This is a genomic window from Salipiger sp. IMCC34102 (assembly GCF_004145405.1).
In the GTDB taxonomy this organism is placed as follows: Bacteria; Pseudomonadota; Alphaproteobacteria; order Rhodobacterales; family Rhodobacteraceae; genus Loktanella.
In genome coordinates this window covers 532,124-557,989 of sequence record NZ_SELQ01000002.1, presented here as the reverse complement: position 1 = coordinate 557,989, position 25,866 = coordinate 532,124, and the positions used below count along the sequence as shown (strand labels likewise).

Here is a 25,866-nt window from a genome sequence, read left to right as displayed (position 1 = left end):
GGGGGGCGTGTCCGCCGGGGGTATCACGCCGATCTTACCCGCGCCAACCCGGCATTCGTATCCATGTCCCGCCCAGGGTTTGCGGCCGTGCTCCCGACCCCAGCTTGAACCGGGCAAGGCCGGGGGTGGCCGCGGTGTCGAGCATGCCAAGCTCTATCTGCGTCACGCCCGAGGCGTGGAAGCGCGGGGCCACATGTGCGAGCATCGCGTGGTGCGCGCGGTCCCGACGGCCGAGCGCGCCCGACCAGCCGATCTGGTAGGTCGCGCATGTTCCATGCCGGATGAACAGCATCGCCGCCACCGTCCGTCCGTCGAGATCGGCCCCCGCCATGGTCAGATCCCCCGGGGCCACGTGGTGCAACGCTCGCAACAGGGCGGGCGGCAGCGCGCGGTAGCCCTTGCGGCGCTGGGCGGCCAGATCACGGGTCAGAAGCCAGCCGTCCCGACCGGTCTCGAACGGTCGGCACCACAGGTCGAGCCCCGCGCGGAGCCCCTGGCGCGCATCGCTCCGCCATTTCGGCCGGGCGTTGGCCAGTTGCCGGTCGAGATCGGGTTGCGTCGTCAGTTGCGCGACCGTCGCCGCGGTCATCACCTGTCCGAAACCGGCCGCGCGCAACATCGGCCCCGCATCCGGATCGGGGGCATTGACCACGTGAAGCCTCAGCCCGCGCAGACAAGCCAGACGGTCCTCCGGCGCGGTATGCGCCCCGAAGACAGGCCCGCGCGAGACCATACGCAAGGCCCTGCGCAGGGGCAGGCGACGCGAGACCGTGACGACCGACCCGCCATCCGGCAAGGCCCGCAGCTCTGCCTGGCCCCCGAGGTGGCGCACCGCCGTGGCGAAGGCGGGCGATTGCACCAGCGGAACCGGAGGGCGGGACAGGAGGAAATCCTTCATGCCCCGATTAACGCGCCGGAAACCTAAAGCTGCGTTAAGAGGGCCATGAAATCCAGGAGCGTCCCCAAGGTCACCTCACACCCCGTGCTGGGTGTTCAGGCCAGCGCGCCGCACCCGACGGTGTTGGGTGCGGCGCTGTTGGCCGCGGCGGTCTGCCTGCCGCTCTTGTTGCTCTGGGTCGTGCTGGCGCTGGTCTAGGCGCGCTTGACCAGCGCGTGACGCTTCTTGCCGGCGCTCAGCTTGAGCGGGCTGTCCAGCATATCCGGCGTGACCATCAGGCCCGCGTCCTCCAGCGGGGCATCGTTCAGACGTGCGCCGTTCTCCGCGATCAGGCGCTTGGCTTCCTTGCCCGAACCGGCGAGGCCTGCCCGGACGATCAGCTGCACGATGGAAATCCCCGCGCCGATGTCCGCGGGCGACAGCTCCAGCGTGGGCAGATCCGCGCCCACGCCGCCTTGCTCGAAGACCTCGCGTGCGGTGGCCTCCGCCGCGCGGGCGGCGTCCTCGCCGTGCAGAAGCGCCGTGACCTCGTTGGCGAGCCGGATCTTGGCCTCGTTGATCTCCGACCCTTGCAGCGCGCCCAGACGATCGCATTCCGCGACCGGCAGCTCGGTGAAGAGCTTGAGGAACTTGCCCGTGTCCGCGTCCGTGGTGTTGCGCCAGAACTGCCAGAACTCGTAGGGGCTCAGCATGTCGCCGTTCAGCCATACGGCACCCCCCGCACTCTTGCCCATCTTGCGCCCGTCGGAGGTCGTCAGAAGCGGCGTCGTCAGACCGAAGATCTCGGTGTCGGCGACGCGGCGGGTCAGGTCGATCCCGTTGACGATGTTGCCCCACTGGTCGGATCCGCCCATCTGCAGAAGGCAGCCGTGCCGGCGGTTGAGCTCCAGGAAGTCGTAGGCCTGCAGGATCATGTAGTTGAACTCGAGGAACGACAGCGATTGCTCGCGGTCGAGCCGCGACTTGACGCTCTCGAAGGACAGCATGCGGTTCACGCTGAAATGCCGCCCGATGTCGCGCAGGAAATCGAGGTAGTTCAGCTGGTCCAGCCATTCAGCGTTGTTGAGCATGACTGCATCCGTCGGCCCGTCGCCGTAGGACAGGTACTGTGCGAAGACCCGCTGCATCCGGTCGATGTTGTCCTGGATCTGGTCGGGCCCCAGCAGCGGGCGCTCGTCCGAGCGGAAGCTTGGATCGCCCACCTTCGTGGTCCCGCCACCCATCAGGGTGATCGGCTTGTGACCGGTCTTCTGCAGCCAGCGCAGGACCATGATGTTCATCAGGTGGCCCACGTGAAGCGACGCGGCGGTGGCATCGTAGCCGATATAGGCGGGCACGACCCCCGCGCTCAACGCCTCGTCCATGCCCTGGTAATCGGTGCAATCCGCCAGGAAGCCGCGTTCCTTCATCACCGCGATGAAGTCCGACTTGGGATGGTAGGTCATGGCTTGTTCCTCGGGTCGTGAGGGGGCATCAATAGCGGCGGTCGGCACGAAGGGAAAGAGCATGAAGATCACCGGACCGATCCGTGCGCTGGGCGCGATGTCCGGCACCTCTCTCGACGGGATCGACGCCGCCGTGCTGGTCACCGACGGCGAGCGTATCGTGGACTTCGGTCCCAGCGACTACCGCGAGTATTCCACCCCCGAACGTGCCGCATTGCGACGCGCCCTGGGCCGCTGGCCGGAGGATGACGTGGCCGAGGCGGCGGCGATCATCCTCAAGGGCCACGACGTGCTGCTCTCGGGGTTCGAGAGCGTCGATCTGATCGGCTTCCACGGCCAGACCCTGGCCCACGATCCGCAAGGCCGCGGCACCCACCAGGTGGGGGACGGCGCGGACCTGGCAGAGCGTCTTGGCGTGCCGGTCGTCTGGGACTTCCGCAGTGCCGACGTGCGGCTGGGCGGGCAGGGGGCGCCGCTGGCCCCGTTCTATCACTTCGCGCTGGCCAAGTGGATGAAGGCCACCGCGCCGCTTGCGTTCCTGAACCTCGGCGGGGTCGGAAACCTGACCTGGATCGACCCCGCCTGCGACCGCCCCGAGGCGCCGGGCGCGCTTCTGGCCTTCGACACCGGCCCTGCGAACGCGCTACTGGACGACGCGCTGATGGCACGCACCGGGCAGGCCCGCGACGAGGACGGCGCATGGGCCGCGCGTGGCACGATCGACGACGACATCGTGGCGGCCTTCCTGGAGCACGGCTACTTCTACAAGATCCCGCCGAAGTCGCTCGACCGCGACACCTTCCGCACGCTGGCCGAGGCCGTCACCTCCCTGGGCGACGCCGATGCCGCGGCGACCCTCACCGCGGCCACGGCGCTTAGCGTGGCGGCGGCGCTCGAATTCTGTCCCGCCCCGCCCGAGACGGTCTGGGTCTGCGGCGGCGGGCGGCACAACCCAACGATGATGCGGATGATCGAGGCCTCGATTCCCGTCCGGCTGCGTCCGGTGGAAGAGGCGGGCCTCGACGGTGACATGCTGGAGGCGCAGGCCTTCGCCCACCTCGCCGTGCGCGTGGCGCGAGGCTTGCCCACCTCCTGCGAAGGTACGACCGGCGTGCGGGCCGCGGTCAGCGGCGGTACGCTGTCGCGCCCGTCGGGACAGGCGGCGCGCCCTCGGGCTGCCGTTCGGTAAGGGGTTGGAACGCGACGAAATTCGGCAAGGTTCGGCCGAAAAGTGGCCGGTCCCATTGCGCCGGGAGGAACACGGGCATAGCTGGCGGGTTGAGAGACAGCAGTCAAGAAAGAGGCACTGACATGAGAACGCTCGCAATCACCACCGCAGCACTGATCGGCACCGCCGGTATCGCCCATGCGGGCAGCCTGGCCGACGCCGTCGCGACCCCCGCACCGCAGCCCGTCGCCCCGGCGCCCGTGGTGCTGGACCCCAGCTGGACGGGCTTCTACGCCGGTGGCCAGATCGTCACGGGCGACGTCGAAGTCGGCGATGCCGACGCGGATGCGGATGGCTTCGGCGTTCACGCCGGTTACCTCTATGACCTCGGGACCGTGGTCGTCGGTGGTGAAATCGATTACGACGATCTGGACGTCGACGGCTTCGACGACGCAAGCGTCGCACGGCTGAAGGGGATCGCGGGCTACAACGCGGGCAGCTTCCTGCCCTACGTGACCGCCGGTGTCGCCCAGCTGGACGTGGACAACGGTGTCGACAGTGTCGATGACACCGGTGCGTTCTACGGTCTGGGCCTGGCGTACGCCGCCAACGAAAACATCCGCGTCTCGGGCGAATACCTCGAGCACCAGTTCGACGACTTCAACGACGGCGGCGCGGACGTCGACGCCTCCACGGTGTCGCTGCGCGTGTCCTTCGCATTCTGATCGCGCCTGCGACTGGGACGTGAAACGGGCCTCTTCGGAGGCCCGTTCTTCTTTGCGGGATCGCCGTCAGGCGGTACGCGCGGCCATCAGACCCTCGGCGTAGGCGACGATGCGTCCCAGCGCCTCTTCCAGCCGCGAATCCTCGACCGTCATCGCGACGCGGATGTGACCCGCGCCGCCTTGGCCGAAGCTTTCGCCCGGCATGACGCCGATCTGTTCGGCATCAAGAAGCCCGTTGGCGAAGTCGAGCCCCGTCATGCCCGTCGCGCGCACGTCCAGCATGGCATACATCGCCCCGTCGATGGGCGAGGCGGTGATCGCCCGCTGTCCGTCCAGGGCCCGCAGCACGATGCTGCGGCGACGGCGGAAGGGCTCGGCCACCTGCTGTTCCGGCTCCGTACCGCGGCCCAGCGCAAAAAGCGCCGCCCGCTGGATGAAGGGCGGGATGCCGTAGGTGTTGTGCGTGGCAAGATCGCCGATGGCGTGGATCGCCTCCGCCGGGCCCGCGACCCAGCCCACGCGGCTGCCGGTCATCGCGTGGCTCTTGGACATGGAGCCCACGACCAGCGTCCGTCCGGCCATGCCGTCCAGGCTGCGCGGAGAGATATGGTCCCCCTCCCAGACCTGCGTGTCGTAGACCTCGTCCGAGATCAGCCACAAATCGCGGTCCTGGCAGACGCCCGCGATCTCCTCCAGCGTGGCACGGTCGTAGACGGCACCGGTGGGGTTGTTGGGCGAATTGATCAGCAAGGACCGTGCGTCGGGACCCGCCGTGGCTTCGAGATCGGCACGTTGGGGACGAAAGCCGTCCTCCGCGCGGACCCGGACCGGGCGCGGCGTGGCGCCCACCGCGCGGATCGTGCCGGGATAGGTCGCGTAATAGGGATCGATGAAGAGCGCCGCGTCGCCCGGATCGCAGGCTGCGGCATGGGCGGCGAAGAGCGCGGCCTGGCCGCCGGGGGTGATGACGACGTTCTCGGACCCCGTGGGCACGCCGGTGCGTTCCTGCAGGCGGGCGGCCACGGCGGCACGCAACTCCGGCATGCCGGGCACCAGGCTGTAGCCGGTATGGCCCGCCAGCCCGCTTTCGTGCATCGCGTCGAGGATCGCGCGATCGGTGCCGATGTCGTGCTCGCCCATGGTGAGCTCGATGATGGGATGACCGGCGTCGCGCAACGCGCGGGCGCGGTAGAAGACGGACCAGCCGTCGTCGCCGCCGGTGACGATATTCTGTATGCGATCTGAGAGTTTCATGCCCGCACCCGACAGTTCCGGCAGCGGCGTGTCAACCCTCTGGATAGGGGGGCAATTCATCGCGAACCGACTTCGGCAGCTTTGCCCGGATCAGCGTGTAGGAGGTGACGAGCCTGTGGCGCAGGTCCTCCGGTGCTGCGTCCAGCGGGACGGCGACCCAGGAGCGGTGGAAATAGGCCGCCCGCCGTGCCGCCCCGGCGTCGATCAACATGGTTGCGGTCTCGACGCTGTCGGTCTTGACCGACACGGTGGAAGAGGCCGCCCCGATCGAGGCGAATATCTTGCCGCCGACTTTCCAGCTGTCGTGGCCCGGACCCAGCAGGTCGTCGCAGGTCGAACCGGGCAGGGCGGTGCAGATGTTTGTCGCAATCTGTCGGCTCATGCCCCGAGCCTGCCCGGATACCTTGACGCTTGGCAAGCGGGGTGACGGCTGCTAGTCAGTTGCCATGAACAAGCGCTGCATCCTCATTTGCTGCATTATTCCCTGCTGATCCGTTCGGCAGGCCGCTTTTTCACGTTCCTCTCCTGAACCGAAACCGCTAGGTCTGCCGCCGCGCCGCAATCCGTCCGCGAGGCCCCATGACCACGATCCGACTGCACAACACCAAGACCCGCCGGAAGGAGGACTTCGTCCCCCTCGATCCCGGGAATGTCCGCATCTACCTTTGCGGGCCCACCGTCTATGCCCGCGCGCATCTGGGGAACGCCCGGCCCGTTCTGGTCTTCGACGTGCTCTACCGCCTGTTGCGCGAGGTCTTTGGTGAAGCCGCCGTCACTTACGCGCGCAACTTCACGGACGTGGACGACAAGATCAACGCCGCCGCGGCCGAAAGCGGGCGCGAGATCGGCGACATCACCGCCCAGACGATCCGCTGGTATCACGAGGACATGGACGCGCTCGGCGCGCGCAGGCCCGACCACGAGCCGCGCGCGACCGGCCATATCCCCCAGATGATCGCGATGATCGAGGATCTGATCGCGCGCGGCCATGCCTACGAGGCGGAAGGCCACGTGCTCTTCGCCGTCGACAGCTACGAGGCCTACGGGGCGCTCTCGGGCCGGTCGCTCGACGACATGATCGCGGGCGCGCGGGTCGAGGTCGCGCCCTACAAGCGCAACGCGATGGATTTCGTGCTGTGGAAGCCCTCGGGCGACGGGCAACCGGGCTGGGACAGCCCCTGGGGAATGGGGCGTCCGGGCTGGCATATCGAATGCTCCGCCATGACGCGGGCGCTGTTCGGTGACAGCTTCGACATCCACGGCGGCGGCACCGACCTGATGTTCCCCCACCATGAGAACGAGGTCGCGCAAAGCTGCTGCGCCGCGCCGGACGGCGAGTTCGCGCAGGTCTGGCTGCACAACGAGATGCTGCAGGTCGAAGGGCGCAAGATGTCCAAAAGCCTGGGCAACTTCTTCACCGTGCGCGACCTGCTGGACAAGGGCATCGCCGGAGAGGTCATCCGGCTGGTCTTTCTGGGCACCCACTACGGCAAGCCGATGGACTGGACCGAGACGCGCCGCGCCGAGGCCGAGACGACGCTGCGCCGCTGGATGGGCATCCTCGCCGGGCACGGCTTCGGGCCGAACCTGATCGAGGCGCTGCGCCGCGACGGCAAGTGGCAGGCGGACCCGGAGTTCCTGGGCGTCCTGGCCAACGATCTGAACACCCCCGGCGCCCTGGCCCGGCTGCACGTCCTGTCCAAGGGCAAGACGGCGGCGCAATTGGCGGGCTTCGCCTACGGGCTGGACCTGCTGGGCCTCGTCCCGGACTGGTCGGCGCTGCCGCGGCTCGATGGGGGTGAAGGCGGTGACGGGGTCTCGGAGAAGGTGGCCGCGCGGATCGACGCGCTGCTGACGGAGCGGGCGCAGGCGCGCGCCGACCGTGACTGGGACCGGGCGGACCGCGTGCGCGACATCCTGACCGACGCCGGCGTCCAGGTCACGGACGTGGGCGGACAGGCGACCTGGACGGCAGGCCCCGGTTTCGACGCCAGCCGGCTGGAGGACATGGAATGACGCAACGGGCGACGATGCGGCCAAAGGTTGTCTTGGCTCATGCAGGGATCACGCCGGGGGGGCGGCCATGAGCAGGGAACGCCTTTACCTTTACGACACGACGCTGCGTGACGGGCAGCAGACGCAGGGCGTGCAGTTCTCCACCGACGAGAAGCTGCGGATCACGCAGGTCCTCAGCGACCTTGGGGTCGACTACATCGAGGGCGGCTGGCCCGGGGCGAACCCCACCGATTCGGACTATTTCGACGCGGTGGGCCAGACCACGCCCACGCTCGCGGCCTTCGGGATGACCAAGCGGGCGGGCCGCTCGGCCGAGAACGACGATGTGCTGGCGGCGGTGCTGAATGCCGGCACGCCCGCGGTCTGCATCGTGGGCAAGAGCCATTCGTTCCACGTCTCGACAGCACTTGGCATCACCAACGAAGAGAACACCGACAACATCCGTGCCTCGATCGCGCATATCGTGGCGCAGGGGCGCGAGGCGCTCTTCGACGCGGAACACTTCTTCGACGGCTACAAGGCCGATCCCGACTACGCGCTGGAGGCGGTCCACGCCGCCTACGACGCCGGCGCGCGCTGGATCGTCCTGTGCGACACCAACGGCGGCACGCTGCCCGAGCAGGTCTCGCAAATCACCGCCGCCGTGATCGACAGCGGCATTCCCGGCGACCGGCTGGGTATCCATACCCATGACGACACCGAACACGCCGCTGCCAATTCGCTTGCCGCCGTGCAGGCCGGGGCGCGCCAGATCCAGGGGACGCTCAACGGGCTGGGCGAGCGTTGCGGGAACGCCAACCTGACGACGCTCATTCCGACCCTGCTGCTCAAGGAACCCTTCGCCAGCCGGTTCGAGACCGGCGTCACGCCGAAGGCCCTGCGCGGTCTGAAGGCCGCCAGCCGCACGCTGGACGATATCCTGAACCGCGTCCCTGACAAGCAGGCGGCCTTCATCGGCAGTGCCGCCTTCGCCCACAAGGCGGGCCTGCACGCCAGCGCCATCGCCAAGGATCCGACCACCTACGAACACATCGACCCCGCGCTGGTCGGCAACAGCCGCATCGTGCCGATGTCGAACCAGGCGGGCCAGTCGAACCTGCGCGAACGCCTGATGCAGGCGGGCATCGAAGTGGAGAAGGGCGATCCGCGCCTCGCGCGCATCCTCGACCGGATCAAGGAGAAGGAGGCCAATGGCTATTCCTACGACACGGCACAGGCCAGCTTCGAACTGCTGGCCCGGCGGGAGCTGGGCCTGATGCCGGAATTCTTCGAGGTCAAGCGCTACCGCGTCACCGTCGAACGCCGCCGCAACAAGCGCGGCAAGATGGTGTCCCTGTCCGAGGCCGTGGTGGTGGTCAAGATCGCGGGCGAGCGCAAGCTCAACGTCTCGGAAAGCCAGGGGCCCGACGGCCGCGACCAGGGCCCGGTGAACGCCCTCAGCCGCGCGCTGATCAAGGACCTTGGCCCGTTCCAGGAGCTGATAGAGGACGTCGACCTCGTGGACTTCAAGGTGCGCATCACCAACGGCGGGACCGAGGCCGTGACGCGGGTCATCATCGACAGCGCCGACAGCGAAGGGCGGACCTGGTCCACGGTGGGCGTCTCGGCCAACATAGTCGACGCGTCCTTCGATGCGCTGGTGGATGCGATCAACTGGAAGCTGGTCCGCGACGGAGCCGAGGTCGCGACGTGAGTATATTGAAAAAAGCGAGGAAGCATGGCCTTTGAGGATTGCGCCCGGCTGGTCGAACGCGCCGATCCCATGCGGTTCCGCGCGGCGATGGCGGCCCCGCTGTCCGCGCGGCGGATCCTGTTCGCGCTCTATGCCTTCAATATCGAGGTCAGCCGCGCGCCCTGGGTCACCAAGGAGCCGATGATCGCGGAGATGCGGCTGCAGTGGTGGCGCGACGTGCTGGAGGAGGTCCGCTCCGGCGGCCCGGTGCGGCGTCACGAGGTGACGGACGAACTGGCCGCGGTACTGGACCCCGAAGGGGCGGAGACCCTGGACGCGCTGATCGCCGCGCGACGCTGGGACGTCTATTCCGACACCTTCGAGGACCAGGCGCATTTCGAGGCCTACATCGACGCGACCTCCGGTGGGCTGATGTGGACCGCCGCCCGGCTCCTGGGCGCCGAGGCGGAGGCGCCCGTGCGCGACATCGCCTACGGCTCCGGCGTCGCGGGATTCCTGCAGGCGATTCCTGCGCTGGAGGAGGCGGGGCGAAAACCCCTGATCGACGGCACGCCCGAAGGGGTCAGGTCCCTGGCCCGGTCGGCCCTCGCGCGGTTGAAGCAGGGCCGCGCGGCGCAGAAAGCGGTGGCGGCCCCGGCACGACCGGCGCTCTTGCCGGCCCATGCGTCAGTCGCAGTCCTGCGCCGGGCTGCGAAAATGCCGGAGCTGGTGGTGAAGGGCGCGCTCGCACCCTCTGCGCTGCGCGATAGGATGGCGCTGGCCCGGGCGGCGCTGACGGGACGGGTCTAGGGGAGACTCTAGGCCCGGCGCGCGCGGCCCTGTGCCAGCCAGATCAGGGCAGAGCCCGCCAGGACCAGGAACGGCACCATGGCAAGGTTCACGTAGGACCAGCCTTGAACGGCGGACCCGCCAGCGCAGTTCATCAACCCGCCCGAGGCGAGGGATGCCAGCGTGACCATGCCGAAGACGATCATGTCGTTCAGCCCCTGCACCCGCCCACGCTCTGCCGGGGTATGCGCGCCCGCCAGCATCGTGGTCGCGCCGATGAAGCCGAAGTTCCAGCCAAGCCCCAGCAGGACGAGCGCCAGGTAGAAATTGCCCAGCTCGACCCCCGACAGCGCCACGACACCCGCGCCCGCCAGCAGCGCGAGGCCCGTGCCGATGATCCGCTCCGCGCCGAACCGCGCGATCAGGTGACCGGTGAAGAAACTGGGCGCGAACATCGCAAGCACGTGGCCCGTCACCACGTTGGACGCATCCGAGACCGCGTAGCCGCAGCCCACCACAGCCAGCGGGGTCGAGGTCATCACCAGGTTCATCAGCGCGTAGGCCACCATCGCGCAGATGATCGCCACCGCGATGCGCGGAGTGGTCAGCAACTCTGCCACGCTGCGTCCGCGATCGTCGCCTTCCGCCGGGGCGGGGGGCCTGGGAATGCGTAGCAGCGGGAACAGCACGAGGCCCACCACGTTCAGCGCCATCGCGCCGTAGTAGACCGGCAAAAACCGCGCGACAGTGGCGTCGGGGTTGCCGATGGTCAGATAGCTGACAAGCTGCGGTCCGATCACGGCGGAGACCAGACCGCCCGCCAGCACGTAGGAGATCGCCTTCGGCCGGAACGCCTCGGAGGCGGTATCGGCGGCGGCAAAGCGGAAGAAGCCTTGCGCGCTCATGTAGATGCCGGTGAGGTAGCTGCCGAGCAAAAAGAGCGTGAAGCTCTCGATCACGATGGCGTAGGCCGACAGCCCCGCGCCGACCAGGCCGCCGGCGGCCCCGGTCAGAAAGCCCGCGCGGCGTCCGCGGGTCTGCATCAGGCTCGACAGCCAGGGGGCCGTCGTCATCGATCCGAAGACGATGACCGAAATGGGCAGCGTGGCAAGGCAGGCAATGGGAGACAACTGCTGACCGGCCAGGCCACCCACGACGAAGATCATCGTGATCTGGCTGCCGAGGATCGCCTGGGCTGCAACGAGAAGGCCGACGTTGCGGCGGGCGATGCGGTCATCGGTAGTCTGTGTCATGACCGCCTTATGTCCTGTCGATGAGATGAGCGAAAGATCCCGCGACCCGACCCGCGCGCAAGCCCATCGGCGGCAGCGGCGTGCCCTCCGCATCGCAGGCGTCGAACAATGGATCGCCCCGGGCATGGAGCGTGGTCGCGTAGTGGAACTCGTGCCCTGCCCAAGGTCCGGCGAGAGGGGCGTGATCGGTTCGCAGGCTGCGATATCCCAGGTGCAGCTTGCGGGCCTCGAACGAGGTCTGCAGATCGAGCAGGCCCGCCATCCGGTGGTCCGTTCCACGGGCATCGGTCAGGCACTGACCCAGCACCATGTATCCGCCGCATTCTCCATACACGTCAGTGGTTTGGGCAGCATACCTCAGGCTTTGCATGAAGCGCGTCGCCGCCGCGAGCGGGCCTGCATGCAACTCGGGATAACCGCCGGGCAGGAATACCAGGTCGGCCTTCGGCACCGGGTCGTCCGCGAGGGGCGAGAAGGGCGTGACCTCGGCCCCGGCGGCGCGCCATTCGGCAAGTTGGTGGGGGTAGGAAAAGCCGAAGGCCGCGTCCCGAGCGACGGCGATCCGCTGCGCCAATGGCTTTGCGAATGGCGCATGTGCAGGGGCCAGGGGGGCTGCGAGATCCATGAGCGCGTCCAGGTCGACATGGCTTGCCACCTGCGTGGCGGCGGCGTCGAGGAAGGCGCCGAGGCTCGGGTCCTCCTCGGCCTGGACGAGACCGAGATGGCGGGAGGGGCGTGCGAGCCTTGTCGATCGCGGGAGTGCGCCCAAGACCGGCAGTCCGAGGGGGGCGAGCGCGCGGCGCAGCATCGCGACGTGCCGGTCGGACCCCACCCGATTGAGGATCACGCCCGCGATGCGCACCTTTGCATCATGATGCGCGAACCCCGCGACGAGCGGGGCGATGGACTGGGCCATCCGGCCCGCGTCGACGATCAGTACCACGGGCAGATCCAGAAGCCGGGCGAGGTCGGCGGTGGCGCCGCGCCCCTCGGGCGGTGCGCCGTCGAAGAGGCCCATCGCGCCTTCGACCAGCAAGAGCCCCGGACCGGAGGCGCGTGCCCGCAGCCGGTCCGGCGGCATCGCCCAGGCATCGAGGTTCAGGCAAGGCTGACCGCAGGCCGCGGCGTGAAAGCCGGGGTCGATGTAGTCGGGGCCGGATTTCGCGCCGCGCACGGGAACGCCGCGCTGCGCCAGCGCGCGCAGAAGGCCCAGCGTCACGGTCGTCTTGCCGCTGGCGGACGACGGCGCCGAGAGGATCAGGCCGCGCGGCGGTTGCATCGGACGGACGCCTCCGGCGGGAGTATTTGGGAAAAAGCGAGGAAATTGAATGCCCTGGTTCGATCGGATGCGCTTGCTGAGACATGCGCCTCCGGCGGGAGTTTAACTGGCCAGATGAACGAGGGCCGCGCCTTGGGTGGCACGGTCAGGCGATCTCGGCCGGCAGACCGCGGCCCAGAGGGTCGAGGTCGCGCGGGGGCTGGCCCGCGACCAGCCCCTGCCAATCGAGCACCTGCCGCATCAGGACCGAGCGGCCTACGCAGATGATGGCGGGCGGTTCGAGCGTGGAGGCGGCGAGGTCGTCCACCAGGGCGGCGAGCGTCGTCTCCAGAACCTGCTGGCGATCGGTGGTCGCATCGGTCACGACGGCCACCGGCTCGGACGGGGCGCGGCCGGCCTCCAGCAGGTGCCCAGCGATGCGGGCGATGTGCTTCATGCCCATGTAGATCACCAGCACCTGACTGCCGCGCGAGATCGCGGCCCAGTCGAGGGAGGACGGTGTCTCTCCGCTTTGGTCGTGTCCGGTGACGAAGGTGACCGACTGATTCACGTCGCGGTGGGTGACCGGGATGCCGGCGTAGGCGAGGCCTCCGATCCCGGCGGAGATGCCGGGGATGATCCGTACCGGCACGTCGTGCTGGATAAGGGTCTGCGCCTCTTCCCCGCCGCGACCGAAGACGAAGGGATCGCCCCCCTTCAGCCGCAGCACACGCTTGCCCGCCCGCGCGAGGTCCACCAGCCGCAGGGAGATGTCGCGCTGCCTGGACGAAGGCTTGCCGCCGCGCTTGCCGGCGTAGATGTGTTCGGCCTGCGGGGCCCAGTCGAGGATCGTCTCCTGCACCAGCGCATCGTAGATCACGACCTCTGCCTGGCGCAGGGCATTGAGCGCGTGCAGGGTCAGCAATCCCGGATCACCGGGACCCGCGCCGCAGAGCCAGACCCAGCCGGGGTCCAGCGAAGGCCAGTCGTGCGCGGGGAGGGCGGGCGTGTGGGTCATGCGCCGGTTATGACGCAGGGGGCGCGTATTGAAAAGTCCTCGCCGCGGCGCATCGCGGTCCCTTGGCGACGGCCCGGGCGCTGCCTATAGTCCGGTCATGACACGCAAGCCCGACGGTCCCCTGCGCCGTGGCTGGACCACGGGCGCCTGTGCAACGGCCGCGACGAAGGCCGCGCTGCAGCGGCTGTGGGGCGGAACCTTTCCCCAGGACGTCACGATCACCCTGCCGCGGGGCGAGACCCCGGTTTTCGCGCTGGCCCATACGGACGAAGGCCCGGGCTGGGCCGAAGTCGGGATAACCAAGGACGCGGGCGACGACCCGGACGTGACCCACGGGGCGCTGATCAAGGTGCGGGTGTCCGCCAGTTCCGGGGGCGTGATCTTCCGTGCGGGCGAGGGCGTTGGCCGGGTGACCAGGCCCGGCCTGCCGATCCCCGTGGGCGATCCCGCGATCAACCCGGTCCCGCGGGACATGATGACCGCCGTCGTCGCGGCGCAAGCGCTGGCGCATGGCCAGCCGCCCGATGTCACGATCACCGTGGGCATACCGGGCGGGGCGGAGATCGCCAGACGCACCTGGAACCCGCGGCTCGGGATCGAGGGGGGGCTGTCCATCCTGGGCACCACCGGTGTCGTGCGGCCGTTCTCCTGCGCGGCGTGGATCGCCTCCATCCACCGCGGCGTGGATGTGGCGCGGGCGGCGGGGCTGCCCCATGTCGCGGGCTGCACCGGGGCGACCAGCGAACGGGTCGTGCAAGGGCTCTACGATCTGCCGGATCACGCGATGCTGGACATGGGCGATTTCGCGGGGGGCATGCTGAAGTACCTGTCGCGTCACCCCGTGGCCCATGTGACGATCGGGGGCGGCATCGGCAAGTTGGCGAAACTCGCACAGGGGGAACTGGATCTGCACTCTTCCCGCTCGCAGGTCGATCTCGGCGCGCTCGCCCGGCTGGTGGACCAACCGCAACTGGCCGAGGCCGCGACCGCCTTGCAGGCCTACCAGATCGCGGGCAAACCGTTGGGGGAGGCCGTGGCGCGCAAGGCCCTGGCGCAGGTAACGGACAGGTTCGGAGCGCACATGACATTCGACATCGTCGTCATCGACCGCGCCGGAGAGATCATCGGGCGGGCCGCGTCATGACGCTTCTGCTGCTGGCCGGAACCGGCGAGGCGCGCCGGATCGCCCAGGCCCTGGCGGAGCGCGGCACGGACGCTGTCGCCTCTCTGGCGGGGGCCACGCGACAGGCCGAGACGCTGGCCCTGCCGACGCGCAGCGGCGGTTTCGGCGGGGAAGCGGGGTTCAGGGCCTACCTTGCGGCCAATGGCATCACCGCCGTTCTCGACACCACGCACCCATTCGCCGCCCGGATCACCGCGCGTACGGCGCGGGTCTGCGCGGAGCTAGGGTTGCCCTACCTTTACCACTTGCGCGCGCCCTGGGTCGCGGGTCCCGGGGATCGCTGGACCCATATCGATCGGGAGGAGGACGCCGCGGCGCTGATCCCGCCCGGGCGGACGGTGTTCCTGGGGACGGGGCGCCAGACGCTGGCGCGCTTTTCGGGGCTGGAGGGCCGCCGGGTGATCTGCCGCCAGATCGACCCGCCGACAGCGCCGTTTCCCTTCGAAGGCGGCGAGTTCCTGATCGGGCGACCACCGTTTTCGGTCGCACAGGAACGCGACGTGTTTTCGCAACTGGGGATCGACGTGCTGGTGGTGAAGAACGCGGGCGGGGCTGCATCGCGCACGAAACTGACGGCGGCGGCGGACCTGGACCTGCCGGTCCTGATGATCCGCCGCCCGCCGCCGCCCGATGCGCCGATCGCCGAGACGGTGCAGGCCTGTCTCGACTGGGTGGACAGGCTATGAGTGTCGGGCGGATCATCGAGGTCGACGCCTGCGTGGCGGAAGGGGCGGCATTCCTGGCGGAGGCCGATCCGCGGATGGCCCATGCGTTGAAGACCGTGGGCGTGCTGCCGCTGCGCCGGCAGGGGGACGGCTTCGATGCGCTCTTGTCGGCGATCTGCGGCCAGCAGGTCAGCGTGGCCTCGGCCAGTGCGATCTGGGGCCGGTTGGAGGCCGCCGGCATGACCGCGCCGGAGGCCGTCGCCGCCTCGGACGTGGAGGCGCTGCGGGCCCTGGGCCTGTCGCGACCCAAGGCACGCTATGCCATCGCCCTGTCGCAGGCGGGGATCGACTTCGCCGCCTTGCGCGATCTGCCGACGGAGGAGGTGGTGGCGCGGCTCACGCAGGTGCCGGGCATCGGCGTCTGGACGGCGGAGATCTACGCGATGTTCAGCCTCGGCCGGGCCGATGTGCTTGCCGCGGGTGACCTTGCCCTGCAGGAGGGTGCGCGGATGCTCTATGAACTGCCTAAGCGGCCCCGTGACCGCGACCTGCGCGCCATGGCGGAAGCCTGGGCACCGTGGCGGTCGGTTGCGGCGCGCGTGCTCTGGGCCTACTACGCTCATGTCAAGTCACGGGAAGGGATCAGATGACACGTGCACTTACCGCAGGCCGCCGCGACCCCGCATCGGGAGAGGTGCGCGCCGCCGTCGTCTTCCTGCACGGCTACGGCGCCAACGGGGCCGACCTGCTGGGCCTGGCCGATCCGCTGGCCGAACACATGCCCGACACGCTCTTCCTGTCGCCCGACGCGCCGGAGGCCTGCGCGGGCGCGCCGATGGGTTACCAGTGGTTCCCGATCCCCTGGATCGACGGGTCTTCGGAAGAGGAATCCGAGGCCGGGATGCTGCGCGCCGCCGAGGATCTGAACGCCTTCCTGGACGGGGTGATGGTCGAAGAGGACCTGCTGCCCGAACAGGTCATCGTGCTGGGCTTCAGCCAGGGCACCATGATGGCCCTGCACGTGCTGCCCCGGCGGGAGGATCCGGTGGCGGGCCTCGTCGCCTTCTCGGGGCGTCTGCTGCAGCCCGAACTGCTGGCCGACCAGGCCGTCAGCCGTCCGCCCGTGCTGCTCATCCACGGCGATCAGGACGACGTGGTGCCGCCGCAATCGCTGCCCGCCGCCGCCGAGGCCCTGCAGGAGGCCGGCTGGAGCGAAGTCTACGCCCACGTCATGAAAGGCACGGCCCACGGGATCGCCCCCGACGGGTTGCAGGTCGCCCTGGCCTTCATGCTCGACCGGCTGGGCATGGACTGAAAAACTGTCACCCAGATTTCATTTGGAATCTGACGGACCCCAGATATAGTCGCCCTTGACAGGTGGCGCGCCATATGGGCCGCGCCTCGGCATACGGGACGGCGCAGACATGGACGGCGACTTTCGATCTGAATTCGTGCACTCCCCCGCGGGGCTGAAGCACTTTCCAGCCTTGGTGCTGAACGCGGATTATCGCCCGCTCAGCTACTACCCGCTCAGTCTCTGGCCCTGGCAGGACGCGGTGAAGGCGGCGTTTCTGGACCGGGTGCAGATCGTCAGCGAATACGACGAGGTCGTGCACTCCCCCTCGACGATCATACGGATCCCCTCGGTCGTGGTGCTAAAGGATTACGTCAAACCCCAGAAGCGCGTGGCCTTCACGCGCTTCAATCTTTTTCTGAGGGACGAATTCTGCTGCCAGTATTGCGGTGCGCGGGGCGATCTGACCTTCGATCACGTGGTGCCGCGCGCGCGGGGCGGGATCACCAGCTGGACCAACGTGGTCGCGGCCTGCAGCCCCTGCAACCTGCGCAAGGGGTCGCAATCGCTCAAGCAGTCGGGGATGACCCTGCGCACCCCGCCCCGCCAGCCCGACCCGATGCAGCTTCAGAACGTCGGTCGCAAGTTCCCGCCGGGACACTTGCACGACAGCTGGATGGACTACCTCTACTGGGACGCCGAACTGGACGCGTGACGCAGCCCGCTTTCGGACGCTAGACTTTGGCCGCGCGCGTGGGTAACACGCAGGCGTTACCGCTAACGCATCCAATGGTGAGGCCCACATGGTATCCCGCGTCATTCCCGTCGACGATTTCGACCTGGTCATCTTCGGGGGCACCGGCGATCTTGCCCGGCGAAAGATCCTGCCGGGCCTGTTCCGCCGGTTCCGCACCGGTCAGATGCCCGCCGACAGCCGCATCATCGGCGCGGCCCGGTCCGAGCTGGACGATGCGGGCTTTCGCGATCTGGTGCGCGAGGCGGTCGAGGAATTCGGCGGCGAGGAGAAATCCGACACGCAGATGCTCGACCAGTTCCTCGAGAGGCTGCATTACATCGCGATCGACGCCACGGGAGAGGATGGCTGGGCGGCCCTGCGCGACCTGATGCGCGACGGCGTCGTGCAGGCCTTCTACTTCTCGGTGGCCCCGTCGCTCTTCGGGGACCTGGCGGAGCGGTTGCACGATCACGGCATCGCGACCCCCGACAGCCGCATCGTCGTGGAAAAGCCCTTCGGGCGGGACCTGGCGAGCGCACAGGCCCTCAACGCGACGCTGGCCGAGCATTTCGACGAGCGGCAGATCTACCGGATCGACCACTACCTGGGCAAGGAGACGGTCCAGAACCTCATGGCCGTCCGGTTCGGCAACGTGCTTTTCGAGCCGCTGTGGAACAGCCACTACGTCGATCACGTGCAGATCACCGTGGCCGAGACGGTGGGCGTCGGCGGGCGCGGCAGCTACTATGACAAGTCCGGCGCCATGCGGGACATGGTGCAGAACCACCTGATGCAGCTTTTGTGCCTGATCGCGATGGAGCCGCCCTCAGTCTTCGGCGCCAACGAGGTGCGTGACGAGAAGCTCAAGGTGATCCGCGCGCTGCAACCGGTCGAAAGCCACCACATCGTGCGCGGCCAGTACGAAGCGGACGGCGAGTCGCCGAGCTACCGCGCGGACGTGGAGAACCAGCGCAGCTTCACCGAAAGCTTCGTCGCGATGAAATGCCACGTCTCGAACTGGCGCTGGGCCGACACGCCCTTCTACCTGCGCACCGGCAAGAAGCTGAAAGGCCGCGCCTCGGAGATCGCGGTGGTCTTCAAGGATCTCGGCCACAAGATGTTCGAAGGCGACACGGCGCGCCACCGCAACATCCTGGCGATCCGCCTGCAGCCCAACGAGGGGATCGACCTGCAGGTCACCATCAAGGAACCCGGTCCGGGGGGCATGCGGCTGATCGACGTGCCGCTCGACATGACCTTCGCCGATGCGCTGGGGGAGGACGCGGAAAGCGCCACCGACGCCTACGAGCGGCTTATCATGGACGTGATCCGCGGCAACCAGACCCTGTTCATGCGCGGCGACGAGGTCGAGGCCGCCTGGGCCTGGACCGATCCGATCATCGAAGGCTGGGAGGCTCGAAACGACGTGCCCAAGCTCTACGATCAGGGGTCTGCGGGGCCGGAGGATTCGATGATGCTGATGCATCGCGACGGTCGCCGCTGGCGCGAGATCAAGGGATAGGACCATGGACTTCATCGAATACCCCGACGTCGAGGCGATGATGATCGACCTTGCCGGCAAGATCGCCGGAGAGTTGCGGCAGGACCTGCAAAGCCACGATACCGTATCGCTCGCGGTGCCGGGCGGCACGACGCCCGGACCGGTCTTCGACAACCTCAGTTCCGCGAACCTCGACTGGTCGCGCGTGCGGGTGATGCTGACGGACGAACGCTGGGTGCCCGAAACCTCGGACCGTTCCAATACCGCCCTGCTGCGGCGGCGCTTGCTCACGGACCGCGCGGCAGAGGCGCAGCTGGTGCCGCTCTACGCGGACGCCGACCGGCCGGAGGACCGGCTGGAGGAGCTGCAGGCGGGGTTGGAGGCGCATCTGCCGCTGACGGTCTGCCTGCTGGGGATGGGCGCGGATATGCACACCGCCTCGATCTTTCCCGAGGCCGACCAGCTCGATCTCGCGCTCACCGGCGAGGAGACGCTGGTGGCCATGCGCGCGCCGGGCGCACCGGAGCCGCGGATCACGCTGTCGGCCAAGGTGCTCAACGGGGCGATGAACCGCCATATCCTGATCACCGGGACCGAGAAGCGCGAGGCGCTGGAGCGTGCCGCGCAGATGACGCCGGACAAGGCCCCCGTGTCCGCGATCCTGCATGGCGCCACCGTCCACTGGGCAGAAAGCTGAGCCGATGTTCGAAAACCTCAAGCAACACCACGCCAACACCCGCGATCGCCGGTTCGAGACGATCCTGGACGCCGACCGGGCCGCGGATTTCAGCGCGACCCTGGGCGAGATGCGGTTCGACTACGCGAAGACCAATATCGACACCCGCGCCCGTGAGTTGCTGATCGAGCTTCTGCACAAGCGCGGCGTGGCCGAGCGGCGCGCCGCGATGTTCGGGGGCCAGCCGATCAACGAAACCGAAGGCCGGGCCGTGCTGCACACGGCGCTGCGCAACCTCGACGGGGACGCCGTGACGGTGGACGGCGCGGATGTGATGCAACAGGTGCGCGAGACGCTGGACCGGATGGAAGCTTTCGCCACTTCCGTGCGCGACGGCAGCTTCGAAGGGCAGGGGGGGCGGATCACCGATGTCGTCAACATCGGTATCGGCGGGTCGGACCTTGGCCCCGCGATGGCCGTGAAAGCACTGGCACCTTACCACGACGGGCCGCGCTGTCATTTCGTCTCGAACGTGGATCCCGCCGACATCGGCCAGACGCTGGCCGCCTGCGACCCTGCGACGACGCTGGTCATCGTCGCCTCCAAGACCTTCACCACGATCGAGACGATGACCAACGCGCAGACGGCGAAGGACTGGATGTCGGCGTCGGTCAAGGACACCGGCGCGCAGTTCGCGGCCCTCTCCACCGCTGCCGAAAAGACGGCTGAGTTTGGCATCGCGGAGGACCGGGTCTTCGGCTTCGCGGATTGGGTCGGTGGGCGCTATTCGATGTGGGGGCCGATCGGCCTGTCGCTGATGATCGCCATCGGCCCGGACAACTTCCGCAGCTTCCTGCGTGGCGGCCAGGCGATGGACACCCACTTCCGCGACGCGCCCTGGGCGCAGAACCTGCCCGCGCTGCTGGCGCTCGTGGGCCTGTGGCACAACCAGGTTTGCGGCTACGCCACCCGGGCGGTCCTTCCGTACGACAACAACCTCGCCCGGTTGCCGGCCTATCTTCAGCAGTTGGAGATGGAGAGCAACGGCAAGGGCGTCAGCATGGACGGCAAGGACCTGCCCACGAATTCCGGTCCCGTCGTCTGGGGCGAGCCGGGGACGAACGGCCAGCACGCCTTCTACCAGTTGATCCACCAGGGCACGCGCGTGATCCCCTGCGAGTTCATGGTCGCGGCCCGCGGCCATGACGACGCGCTCCATCACCAGCACCAGCTTCTGGTCGCCAATTGTCTCGCCCAGTCGGAGGCGTTGATGAAAGGCCGCGACCTCGACGAAGCGCGCGGCAAGCTCGCGGGCAAGTTCGAAGGTGACGAGTTGGAACGACAGGCCCGCCACCGGGTTTTTCCCGGCAACCGGCCCTCGACGACGCTGACATACCCCAAGCTCACGCCGGAGGTTCTGGGGATGATCGTGGCGCTCTACGAGCACCGCGTCTTCGTCGAAGGGGTGGTGCTGGGCATCAACTCCTACGACCAGTGGGGCGTGGAACTGGGCAAGGAACTTGCGACCTCGTTGCAACCGGTTGTCGAAGGCAAGGCCGAGGCCGCGGGCAAGGACGGGTCGACCGCGGCGCTGGTCGAGGCGTTGCAGGCGCAGGGGCTCTAGCCCCCGTTCAGCCCTCGGCGCCGTCGATGCGGCGCATCTCCTCGCGCAGGCTGTCGGGGATGGTGCGCTTGGTGTTGTCTGCGTTCAGCATCACGATGGTGGCATGGCTCACCGTGGTCAGCCGGTCACCGACCCAGACGCCGTATTGCATCGTGAAGCTGCTGTTCCCCATCTTCATGGTCCGACCGGTGAGGATGTAGCGCTCGGTCAGCTTCACCTCGCCCCGGTAGTCCAGATCGACGGCGCGAAGCACGATCCGGGGCCGTTCCCCTTCGTTCCAGAGGGTGAACTGCTGGAAATAGAGGATCCGCAGATTCTCGAACCACTTGAGGTAGACGGCGTTGTTCACGTGCTGCAGCGCGTCGATCTCTCCGAACCGGACCTGGTCGGCCATGCCGAAGCGCCAGGGGTCGGGGATGCCGACACCGCGCAGTTGATCGGCGTCGAGCGGCGTCAGGAAGGGAATATCCATCAGACGGCGGCGGTGACGATGATCTCGACCCGGTGATCGGGCGTGGCCAGAAGCGCTTCGCCGGTCCAGCGCGCGGGGGCGTGACCTTCGGCGACCCAGGCATCCCAGACCTCGTTCATCGGGGCGAAGTCGCGCGCGATGTCCGCGACCCAGACCTGGGCCGTCAGCAGGTTCGTCTTGTCGGTGCCCGCACGCAACAGCAGATCGTCGATCTTCGCCAGGATGGCTTTCGTCTGGGCGGTCGCGTCTTCGCCCGGTGCGCCGACCTGGCCTGCGAGATAGGCGATGCCGTTGTGGACGACGGCTTGGGACATGCGAGGACCGCAGTCGATCCGCGTGATGGTCATGGGGGAAGCTCCTGCGGTGAATTCTGGAGCGGGTAACGGGAATCGAACCCGTAACTGAAGCTTGGGAAGCTTTCGTGATACCTTTTCACCATACCCGCGCCCGTCTCTGCTACACCGGGGCGCGGGGCTGGGCAAGAGACGAAAAAAGCGCCCGAAGGCGCTTTTCATCCAGGACCGATCGGAACCGCCGCGGCGGGATCAGCTACCCCAGGACCGGACGTTGCCGCAATCCATGTGCACGAAGTTCGAGCCGGTGTAACGACCGACGCCACCAGCCGCACAGGACGAGGCGGCCTGTGCCATCTGGTTGACCGAACGGCTGTCGAGGCGAAGGTCGGCGGCCTGACCCTTGAGGTGCAGGGAGCTCTTGGCGACCCCGGAGGAGCGCGCGCGCAGCATGTTGTTCGTCTCGGGCGAACGGTAGCCGGAGATCAGCATGTAGGGTTCGCTCACGTCCAGAAGACGGTGGGCGGCGGCCATGATGTCGACGGTGCGGTTGTCGATGTTGGCGACCTTGTTGTTGCGCCAGTCGCGCATGAAGATGTTGATTTCTGCCAGTGCCTCTCCGACGTATTCGCCGTCGATCCAGTAGATGGTGTCCAGCCGTTCGCCGGTGCGACCCGAATACATGCGGATGCGACGCACGTCGCCACTTCCACGAAGGAACCCGGCCGCATTCGAATACGTTGGTGCCGCAGTCAGCGCCGTTGCCGCGAATGCGCCCAAGAGTCCGCGCCGGGTCATGCCCGTAGAGCCTATCAGTGCCATACCTGTCCCATTTCCTGTGCCTGTCGCGATGCCTGGTTGATCCGGGCTACCGCGCTCTGTTCCGTTACTTCTTTTGACACATCGAAGGGCCCCGACCAACCCGGTTGCGATTTTGTTCCCTGAAAAGTTCGAAAATCGGCAGGTTTTTGCGCACGGTTTCGTGTGATCCCGTCAGGGCGGAACCGGGCAGGGATGTCACAGGCCGGGCGTAAAGTCGCCCATGGCGCCACGCGAGCGATGGACACCCTGGCGAGCTCGGCCTCAAATGAAGGGGCGTAATGTCCCTTGCCGACAAGGGTGTTCTTCAACCAGGCGAGGTTCGTTTCCGATGTCCACCATCCTCATCCGCCAGTTCGCGCCCTTCGGGGGGCGGTTCCTCGTTCTGCTGGCCTTCGTGCTTGCACCGCTTTTCTGGGCCACGCCGGGATCGGCCCAGGTGACCGCGTTCCGCCAGGCCGTGGCCGAATCGGCCGCGCGTGACGACGTGTTGGCGGCGTTCTATCGCGGCCGCGAGTTCGAGGGAATCTGGACCGGATCCGATTCCACTGCGCGCAACCGGCGCAACGCCCTCCTGTCGGCCCTGGCCGAGGCTCCGGCCCACGGGCTTCCCGCGGGCCGCTACGATCCCGACACGTTGATGGCCGAACTGCGCGCCGCCGCCACGCCTGCCCAGCAGGGCGCGATGGAGGTGAAGCTGAGCCGGACGTTCCTTCAGTATGCCCGCGACATCCAGACCGGCGTGCTGACGCCGTCGAATGTCGTGCCGCTCATCAAGCGCGAGGTGCCGCTGCGCGCACCGCAGTCGACGCTGGCGGCCTTCCTCAAGTCGAATCCCGCGGGGTTCCTGCGGTCCCTGCCGCCCAGCAGCCCGGAATACGGTCGCCTGATGGCCGAGAAGCTGCGGATGGAGCGGTTGCTCGCCCAGGGCGGCTACGGGCCGACCGTGCCCGTCAGCAGCATGGCGCCCGGTTCGACCGGCGCGGCGGTCGTGGCCCTGCGCGACAGGCTCATCGCGATGGGTCACATGGGCCGCACGGCCACCCAGACCTATGACGCCGCGGTCCAGGCCGGGGTGCAGAAGTTCCAGCAGGCCCACGGCCTGCAGGTCGACGGTGTCGCCGGCGAAAGCACGATGGCCGCGATCAATGAACCGCTCGAGCGCCGGATGCAGGCCGTCGTCGTCGCGATGGAACGCGAGCGCTGGATCAACCGTCCCCGTGGGGCGCGCCACATCTGGGTGAACCTCACTGATTTCACCGCGGCCATCGTCGACAACGACCGCACGACCTTCTCGACCCGTTCGGTCATCGGGGCCCGGGACATGGACCGGCGCACGCCCGAGTTCTCGGACGTGATGGAGTACATGGTCATCAATCCCAGCTGGTACGTCCCGCGTTCCATCGTGGTGAACGAGTACCTGCCACAGCTGCAGCGCAACGCGGGTGCCGTCAGCCACCTCGACGTGACCGACCGGTCGGGACGCGTCGTTTCGCGCGGGTCCGTGAACGCGAATGCCTACAATGCCCGCACCTTCCCCTACTCGATGCGGCAGGGACCGGGTCCGCGCAACGCGCTTGGACTGGTGAAGTTCATGTTCCCCAACCAGTACAACATCTACCTGCACGACACCCCGTCCAAGAGCCTCTTCGACCGCTCGGTCCGGGCGTTCAGCCACGGCTGCATCCGGTTGAACGATCCTTTCGACTTCGCCTACGCACTGCTGGCCCGTCAGGAAAGCGATCCCGAGGCCTTCTTCCAGTCGCGCCTGCGCACCGGATCCGAGGCCCGCGTGTCGCTCGACGAACCGGTGCCGGTCCATATCGTCTACCGCACGGCCTTCACCCACGTGACGGGCAGCCTCCAGTTCCGCGAGGATATCTATGGCCGTGACGCCGAGATCTGGAAGGCGCTGTCGCAGGCAGGGGTGGCCGTCCGGGCCGTGCAGGGGTAGAAATGTCCGGACCTGAACGTCCGGAGCCAGATCCCATGTCCTTTACCATCGCGGAAATCGCCGAGGCCCTCGGCACGCAAGCCTTCGGTGACCAGAGTTTGCGCGTGACGCGCCCCGCGGCCCCGGCGGCGGCCGGCGTGGACGACCTCGCCCTTGCCATGAGCAAGGACTACGCCGATGCGCTGCGCGCAAGCACCGCCCGCGCCGCCATCGTCTGGGACGGGGCCGACTGGGAAGACATGGGGCTCGAGGCCGCGATACGTGTCCCGCGGGCGCGGCTTGCGATGGCCCACCTGACGCAGGCCTTCGACCCGCGGCCGGCGCCGACCGGCGTGCATCCGACCGCCGTGATCGACCCGTCCGCGCACATCGGCGCGGATGTCTCGATCGGGCCCTTCGTGGTGCTGGGGGCGCAGGTGACGATCGGCGACGGTTCCATCGTGGAGGCACATGTCTCGGTCGGGCATGGCAGCACGCTGGGCCGGAACTGCTGGCTTCACGCGGGATCGCGCGTGGGTCGCAACTGCTGGTTCGGCAACGGCGTGATCCTGCAACCCAATGCCTCGGTGGGCGCGGACGGATTCTCCTACACAACCGCGGGCCTGTCGAACGAGGAACGCGCCTACCAGTCCATGGGCCGCACCCGGATGGAGCCGCCCGAGGACGGGTACCGCCACCGGATCCACAGCTTGGGCGGCGTGATCTTCGGCGACGACGTCGAGGTCGGCGCGAACTCTTGCGTCGATGCGGGCACGATCCAGCCGACCCGGGTCGGACGCGGCACCAAGATCGACAGTATCGTCATGGTCGGGCACAACTGCCAGATCGGCGAGGACACCTTGCTGTGCGGCCAGGTCGGCGTCGCGGGCTCCACCACCATCGGGGACCGCTGCGTGCTGGGGGGCAAGGTCGGCACCCGCGATCACGTCACCATCGGCAACGACGTGGTGCTGGGCGGCGGGACGAACCTGTTCGTCGACGCCCCCGACGGGTCCTTCATGATGGGCTCTCCCGCGCTCGAGATGCCCGCCCACCGCGTCCGCGAGAAGGCGATCCGCCGCTTGCCCGCTGCGCTCGACGACGTCGCGGCACTCAAGAAACAGGTTCCGTCGGAGCGCGCGGGTGACTAGACCTGACGCGCAACTCAAGGAGG

The 25,866-nt window shown here is 68.1% G+C and carries 26 protein-coding genes and 1 tRNA gene; 16 read left to right on the top strand and 11 right to left on the bottom strand.

Features of this window, described 5'->3' with window-relative positions; all coding sequences use genetic code 11:
• Window positions 1–34: 34 nt before the first annotated feature.
• Window positions 35–898 (bottom strand): GNAT family N-acetyltransferase, encoded by an 864-nt coding sequence (locus EU805_RS07035; RefSeq protein WP_129763237.1) that lies wholly within the window; start codon window positions 896–898, stop codon window positions 35–37.
• Between the two features lie 45 nt (window positions 899–943).
• Between EU805_RS07035 and EU805_RS17400 the strand changes: the two genes are divergently transcribed.
• Entirely contained in the window at window positions 944–1,096 is a 153-nt protein-coding gene (locus EU805_RS17400; protein WP_165351901.1) for a hypothetical protein, read from the top strand.
• Here EU805_RS17400 and tyrS read toward each other — a convergent pair.
• A complete protein-coding gene (gene tyrS, locus EU805_RS07030) occupies window positions 1,093–2,343 on the bottom strand; it encodes a tyrosine--tRNA ligase (RefSeq protein ID WP_129763236.1) in 1,251 nt (416 codons plus the stop codon). The genes EU805_RS17400 and tyrS overlap by 4 nt on opposite strands.
• Before the next feature lie 61 nt (window positions 2,344–2,404).
• On the opposite strand from tyrS, the gene EU805_RS07025 reads away from it, so the two are divergent.
• Together EU805_RS07025 and EU805_RS07020 are read left to right on the top strand one after the other, a co-directional pair.
• Window positions 2,405–3,532, top strand: a complete 1,128-nt coding sequence (locus EU805_RS07025) for an anhydro-N-acetylmuramic acid kinase (protein WP_129763235.1) — start codon at window positions 2,405–2,407, stop codon at window positions 3,530–3,532.
• 122 nt (window positions 3,533–3,654) lie between these two features.
• Window positions 3,655–4,236 (top strand): outer membrane protein, encoded by a 582-nt coding sequence (locus EU805_RS07020; protein ID WP_129763234.1) that lies wholly within the window; start codon window positions 3,655–3,657, stop codon window positions 4,234–4,236.
• Window positions 4,237–4,302: 66 nt separating this feature from the next.
• On the opposite strand, the gene EU805_RS07015 is transcribed toward EU805_RS07020, so the two are convergent.
• On the bottom strand, window positions 4,303–5,490 hold the full coding sequence (locus tag EU805_RS07015) for a pyridoxal phosphate-dependent aminotransferase (protein WP_129763233.1): 1,188 nt from the start codon (window positions 5,488–5,490) through the stop codon (window positions 4,303–4,305).
• Between the two features lie 31 nt (window positions 5,491–5,521).
• The gene (locus EU805_RS07010) at window positions 5,522–5,872 is read right to left on the bottom strand and encodes an MmcQ/YjbR family DNA-binding protein (RefSeq protein WP_129763232.1); all 351 of its coding nucleotides are present in this window, start codon (window positions 5,870–5,872) and stop codon (window positions 5,522–5,524) included.
• Between the two features lie 197 nt (window positions 5,873–6,069).
• Between EU805_RS07010 and cysS the strand changes: the two genes are divergently transcribed.
• From cysS to EU805_RS06995, 3 genes are all read left to right on the top strand, one after another.
• A complete protein-coding gene (gene cysS, locus EU805_RS07005; protein WP_129763231.1) occupies window positions 6,070–7,506 on the top strand; it encodes a cysteine--tRNA ligase in 1,437 nt (478 codons plus the stop codon).
• A 67-nt stretch (window positions 7,507–7,573) separates the two neighbouring features.
• The gene (cimA, locus tag EU805_RS07000) at window positions 7,574–9,199 is read left to right on the top strand and encodes a citramalate synthase (RefSeq protein WP_129763230.1); all 1,626 of its coding nucleotides are present in this window, start codon (window positions 7,574–7,576) and stop codon (window positions 9,197–9,199) included.
• Between the two features lie 24 nt (window positions 9,200–9,223).
• Complete coding sequence (locus tag EU805_RS06995) at window positions 9,224–9,988, top strand: squalene/phytoene synthase family protein (RefSeq protein ID WP_129763229.1); 765 nt, start codon at window positions 9,224–9,226, stop codon at window positions 9,986–9,988.
• Window positions 9,989–9,996: 8 nt separating this feature from the next.
• Here EU805_RS06995 and EU805_RS06990 read toward each other — a convergent pair whose 3' ends face one another.
• The 3 genes from EU805_RS06990 to cobA form a co-directional block, all read right to left on the bottom strand.
• Window positions 9,997–11,220, bottom strand: coding sequence for an MFS transporter (locus EU805_RS06990; RefSeq protein WP_129763228.1), 1,224 nt, complete (start codon window positions 11,218–11,220; stop codon window positions 9,997–9,999).
• Window positions 11,221–11,227: 7 nt separating this feature from the next.
• A complete protein-coding gene (locus EU805_RS06985) occupies window positions 11,228–12,499 on the bottom strand; it encodes a cobyrinate a,c-diamide synthase (RefSeq protein ID WP_129763227.1) in 1,272 nt (423 codons plus the stop codon).
• A 145-nt stretch (window positions 12,500–12,644) separates the two neighbouring features.
• Window positions 12,645–13,496, bottom strand: coding sequence for a uroporphyrinogen-III C-methyltransferase (gene cobA / locus EU805_RS06980; protein WP_129763226.1), 852 nt, complete (start codon window positions 13,494–13,496; stop codon window positions 12,645–12,647).
• Between the two features lie 97 nt (window positions 13,497–13,593).
• Here cobA and EU805_RS06975 point away from each other — a divergent pair, with 97 nt between their 5' ends.
• The 8 genes from EU805_RS06975 to pgi all read left to right on the top strand — a co-directional run bounded on the left by EU805_RS06975 (window position 13,594) and on the right by pgi (window position 21,175).
• On the top strand, window positions 13,594–14,640 hold the full coding sequence (locus EU805_RS06975; RefSeq protein ID WP_129763225.1) for a cobalt-precorrin-5B (C(1))-methyltransferase: 1,047 nt from the start codon (window positions 13,594–13,596) through the stop codon (window positions 14,638–14,640).
• Window positions 14,637–15,365: a cobalt-precorrin-6A reductase gene (locus EU805_RS06970; RefSeq protein ID WP_129763224.1), complete on the top strand. Its 729-nt coding sequence runs from the start codon at window positions 14,637–14,639 to the stop codon at window positions 15,363–15,365. The genes EU805_RS06975 and EU805_RS06970 overlap by 4 nt, the downstream gene beginning before the upstream one ends.
• Window positions 15,362–15,994 (top strand): DNA-3-methyladenine glycosylase, encoded by a 633-nt coding sequence (locus EU805_RS06965; RefSeq protein ID WP_129763223.1) that lies wholly within the window; start codon window positions 15,362–15,364, stop codon window positions 15,992–15,994. Before EU805_RS06970 ends, EU805_RS06965 begins: the two co-directional genes overlap by 4 nt.
• The gene (locus tag EU805_RS06960) at window positions 15,991–16,659 is read left to right on the top strand and encodes an alpha/beta hydrolase (protein ID WP_129763222.1); all 669 of its coding nucleotides are present in this window, start codon (window positions 15,991–15,993) and stop codon (window positions 16,657–16,659) included. The genes EU805_RS06965 and EU805_RS06960 overlap by 4 nt, the downstream gene beginning before the upstream one ends.
• A gap of 109 nt (window positions 16,660–16,768) precedes the next feature.
• The gene (locus EU805_RS06955; protein WP_129763221.1) at window positions 16,769–17,353 is read left to right on the top strand and encodes an HNH endonuclease; all 585 of its coding nucleotides are present in this window, start codon (window positions 16,769–16,771) and stop codon (window positions 17,351–17,353) included.
• 88 nt (window positions 17,354–17,441) lie between these two features.
• A complete protein-coding gene (gene zwf, locus EU805_RS06950) occupies window positions 17,442–18,896 on the top strand; it encodes a glucose-6-phosphate dehydrogenase (RefSeq protein ID WP_129763220.1) in 1,455 nt (484 codons plus the stop codon).
• A 4-nt stretch (window positions 18,897–18,900) separates the two neighbouring features.
• A complete protein-coding gene (pgl, locus tag EU805_RS06945; protein WP_129763219.1) occupies window positions 18,901–19,572 on the top strand; it encodes a 6-phosphogluconolactonase in 672 nt (223 codons plus the stop codon).
• 4 nt (window positions 19,573–19,576) lie between these two features.
• Window positions 19,577–21,175 carry a glucose-6-phosphate isomerase gene (gene pgi / locus EU805_RS06940; protein ID WP_129763218.1) on the top strand — a complete coding sequence of 533 codons (1,599 nt, stop codon included), beginning with the start codon at window positions 19,577–19,579 and terminating at the stop codon, window positions 21,173–21,175.
• A gap of 7 nt (window positions 21,176–21,182) precedes the next feature.
• Here pgi and EU805_RS06935 read toward each other — a convergent pair whose 3' ends face one another.
• The 4 genes from EU805_RS06935 to EU805_RS06920 form a co-directional block, all read right to left on the bottom strand.
• Window positions 21,183–21,647, bottom strand: a complete 465-nt coding sequence (locus tag EU805_RS06935) for a thioesterase family protein (RefSeq protein WP_129763217.1) — start codon at window positions 21,645–21,647, stop codon at window positions 21,183–21,185.
• Entirely contained in the window at window positions 21,647–21,994 is a 348-nt protein-coding gene (locus tag EU805_RS06930; RefSeq protein WP_129763216.1) for a RidA family protein, read from the bottom strand. The genes EU805_RS06935 and EU805_RS06930 overlap by 1 nt, the downstream gene beginning before the upstream one ends.
• Before the next feature lie 24 nt (window positions 21,995–22,018).
• Window positions 22,019–22,092, bottom strand: a tRNA-Gly gene (locus EU805_RS06925).
• A gap of 100 nt (window positions 22,093–22,192) precedes the next feature.
• A complete protein-coding gene (locus EU805_RS06920; protein ID WP_242494079.1) occupies window positions 22,193–22,762 on the bottom strand; it encodes a DUF882 domain-containing protein in 570 nt (189 codons plus the stop codon).
• A 328-nt stretch (window positions 22,763–23,090) separates the two neighbouring features.
• Between EU805_RS06920 and EU805_RS06915 the strand changes: the two genes are divergently transcribed.
• Together EU805_RS06915 and EU805_RS06910 are read left to right on the top strand one after the other, a co-directional pair.
• Window positions 23,091–24,713, top strand: coding sequence for a murein L,D-transpeptidase (locus EU805_RS06915; RefSeq protein ID WP_129763214.1), 1,623 nt, complete (start codon window positions 23,091–23,093; stop codon window positions 24,711–24,713).
• 35 nt (window positions 24,714–24,748) lie between these two features.
• Window positions 24,749–25,843 carry a UDP-3-O-(3-hydroxymyristoyl)glucosamine N-acyltransferase gene (locus EU805_RS06910; RefSeq protein WP_129763213.1) on the top strand — a complete coding sequence of 365 codons (1,095 nt, stop codon included), beginning with the start codon at window positions 24,749–24,751 and terminating at the stop codon, window positions 25,841–25,843.
• Window positions 25,844–25,866 lie beyond the last annotated feature (23 nt).

Coding starts and splice junctions, on each gene's coding strand:
- EU805_RS07035 (WP_129763237.1), bottom strand. CDS start 898: ATGAAGGATTTCCTCCTGTCCCGCCCTCCGGTTCCGCTGGTGCAATCG.
- EU805_RS06920 (WP_242494079.1), bottom strand. CDS start 22,762: ATGGCACTGATAGGCTCTACGGGCATGACCCGGCGCGGACTCTTGGGC.
- cysS (WP_129763231.1), top strand. CDS start 6,070: ATGACCACGATCCGACTGCACAACACCAAGACCCGCCGGAAGGAGGAC.
- tyrS (WP_129763236.1), bottom strand. CDS start 2,343: ATGACCTACCATCCCAAGTCGGACTTCATCGCGGTGATGAAGGAACGC.
- EU805_RS06970 (WP_129763224.1), top strand. CDS start 14,637: ATGACGCTTCTGCTGCTGGCCGGAACCGGCGAGGCGCGCCGGATCGCC.
- EU805_RS07020 (WP_129763234.1), top strand. CDS start 3,655: ATGAGAACGCTCGCAATCACCACCGCAGCACTGATCGGCACCGCCGGT.
- EU805_RS06930 (WP_129763216.1), bottom strand. CDS start 21,994: ATGACCATCACGCGGATCGACTGCGGTCCTCGCATGTCCCAAGCCGTC.
- EU805_RS06965 (WP_129763223.1), top strand. CDS start 15,362: ATGAGTGTCGGGCGGATCATCGAGGTCGACGCCTGCGTGGCGGAAGGG.
- EU805_RS06995 (WP_129763229.1), top strand. CDS start 9,224: ATGGCCTTTGAGGATTGCGCCCGGCTGGTCGAACGCGCCGATCCCATG.
- EU805_RS17400 (WP_165351901.1), top strand. CDS start 944: ATGAAATCCAGGAGCGTCCCCAAGGTCACCTCACACCCCGTGCTGGGT.
- EU805_RS06910 (WP_129763213.1), top strand. CDS start 24,749: ATGTCCTTTACCATCGCGGAAATCGCCGAGGCCCTCGGCACGCAAGCC.
- EU805_RS06955 (WP_129763221.1), top strand. CDS start 16,769: ATGGACGGCGACTTTCGATCTGAATTCGTGCACTCCCCCGCGGGGCTG.
- EU805_RS07025 (WP_129763235.1), top strand. CDS start 2,405: ATGAAGATCACCGGACCGATCCGTGCGCTGGGCGCGATGTCCGGCACC.
- EU805_RS07015 (WP_129763233.1), bottom strand. CDS start 5,490: ATGAAACTCTCAGATCGCATACAGAATATCGTCACCGGCGGCGACGAC.
- pgl (WP_129763219.1), top strand. CDS start 18,901: ATGGACTTCATCGAATACCCCGACGTCGAGGCGATGATGATCGACCTT.
- EU805_RS06985 (WP_129763227.1), bottom strand. CDS start 12,499: ATGCAACCGCCGCGCGGCCTGATCCTCTCGGCGCCGTCGTCCGCCAGC.
- EU805_RS06960 (WP_129763222.1), top strand. CDS start 15,991: ATGACACGTGCACTTACCGCAGGCCGCCGCGACCCCGCATCGGGAGAG.
- pgi (WP_129763218.1), top strand. CDS start 19,577: ATGTTCGAAAACCTCAAGCAACACCACGCCAACACCCGCGATCGCCGG.
- EU805_RS06935 (WP_129763217.1), bottom strand. CDS start 21,647: ATGGATATTCCCTTCCTGACGCCGCTCGACGCCGATCAACTGCGCGGT.
- EU805_RS07010 (WP_129763232.1), bottom strand. CDS start 5,872: ATGAGCCGACAGATTGCGACAAACATCTGCACCGCCCTGCCCGGTTCG.
- cobA (WP_129763226.1), bottom strand. CDS start 13,496: ATGACCCACACGCCCGCCCTCCCCGCGCACGACTGGCCTTCGCTGGAC.
- cimA (WP_129763230.1), top strand. CDS start 7,574: ATGAGCAGGGAACGCCTTTACCTTTACGACACGACGCTGCGTGACGGG.
- zwf (WP_129763220.1), top strand. CDS start 17,442: ATGGTATCCCGCGTCATTCCCGTCGACGATTTCGACCTGGTCATCTTC.
- EU805_RS06915 (WP_129763214.1), top strand. CDS start 23,091: ATGTCCACCATCCTCATCCGCCAGTTCGCGCCCTTCGGGGGGCGGTTC.
- EU805_RS06990 (WP_129763228.1), bottom strand. CDS start 11,220: ATGACACAGACTACCGATGACCGCATCGCCCGCCGCAACGTCGGCCTT.
- EU805_RS06975 (WP_129763225.1), top strand. CDS start 13,594: ATGACACGCAAGCCCGACGGTCCCCTGCGCCGTGGCTGGACCACGGGC.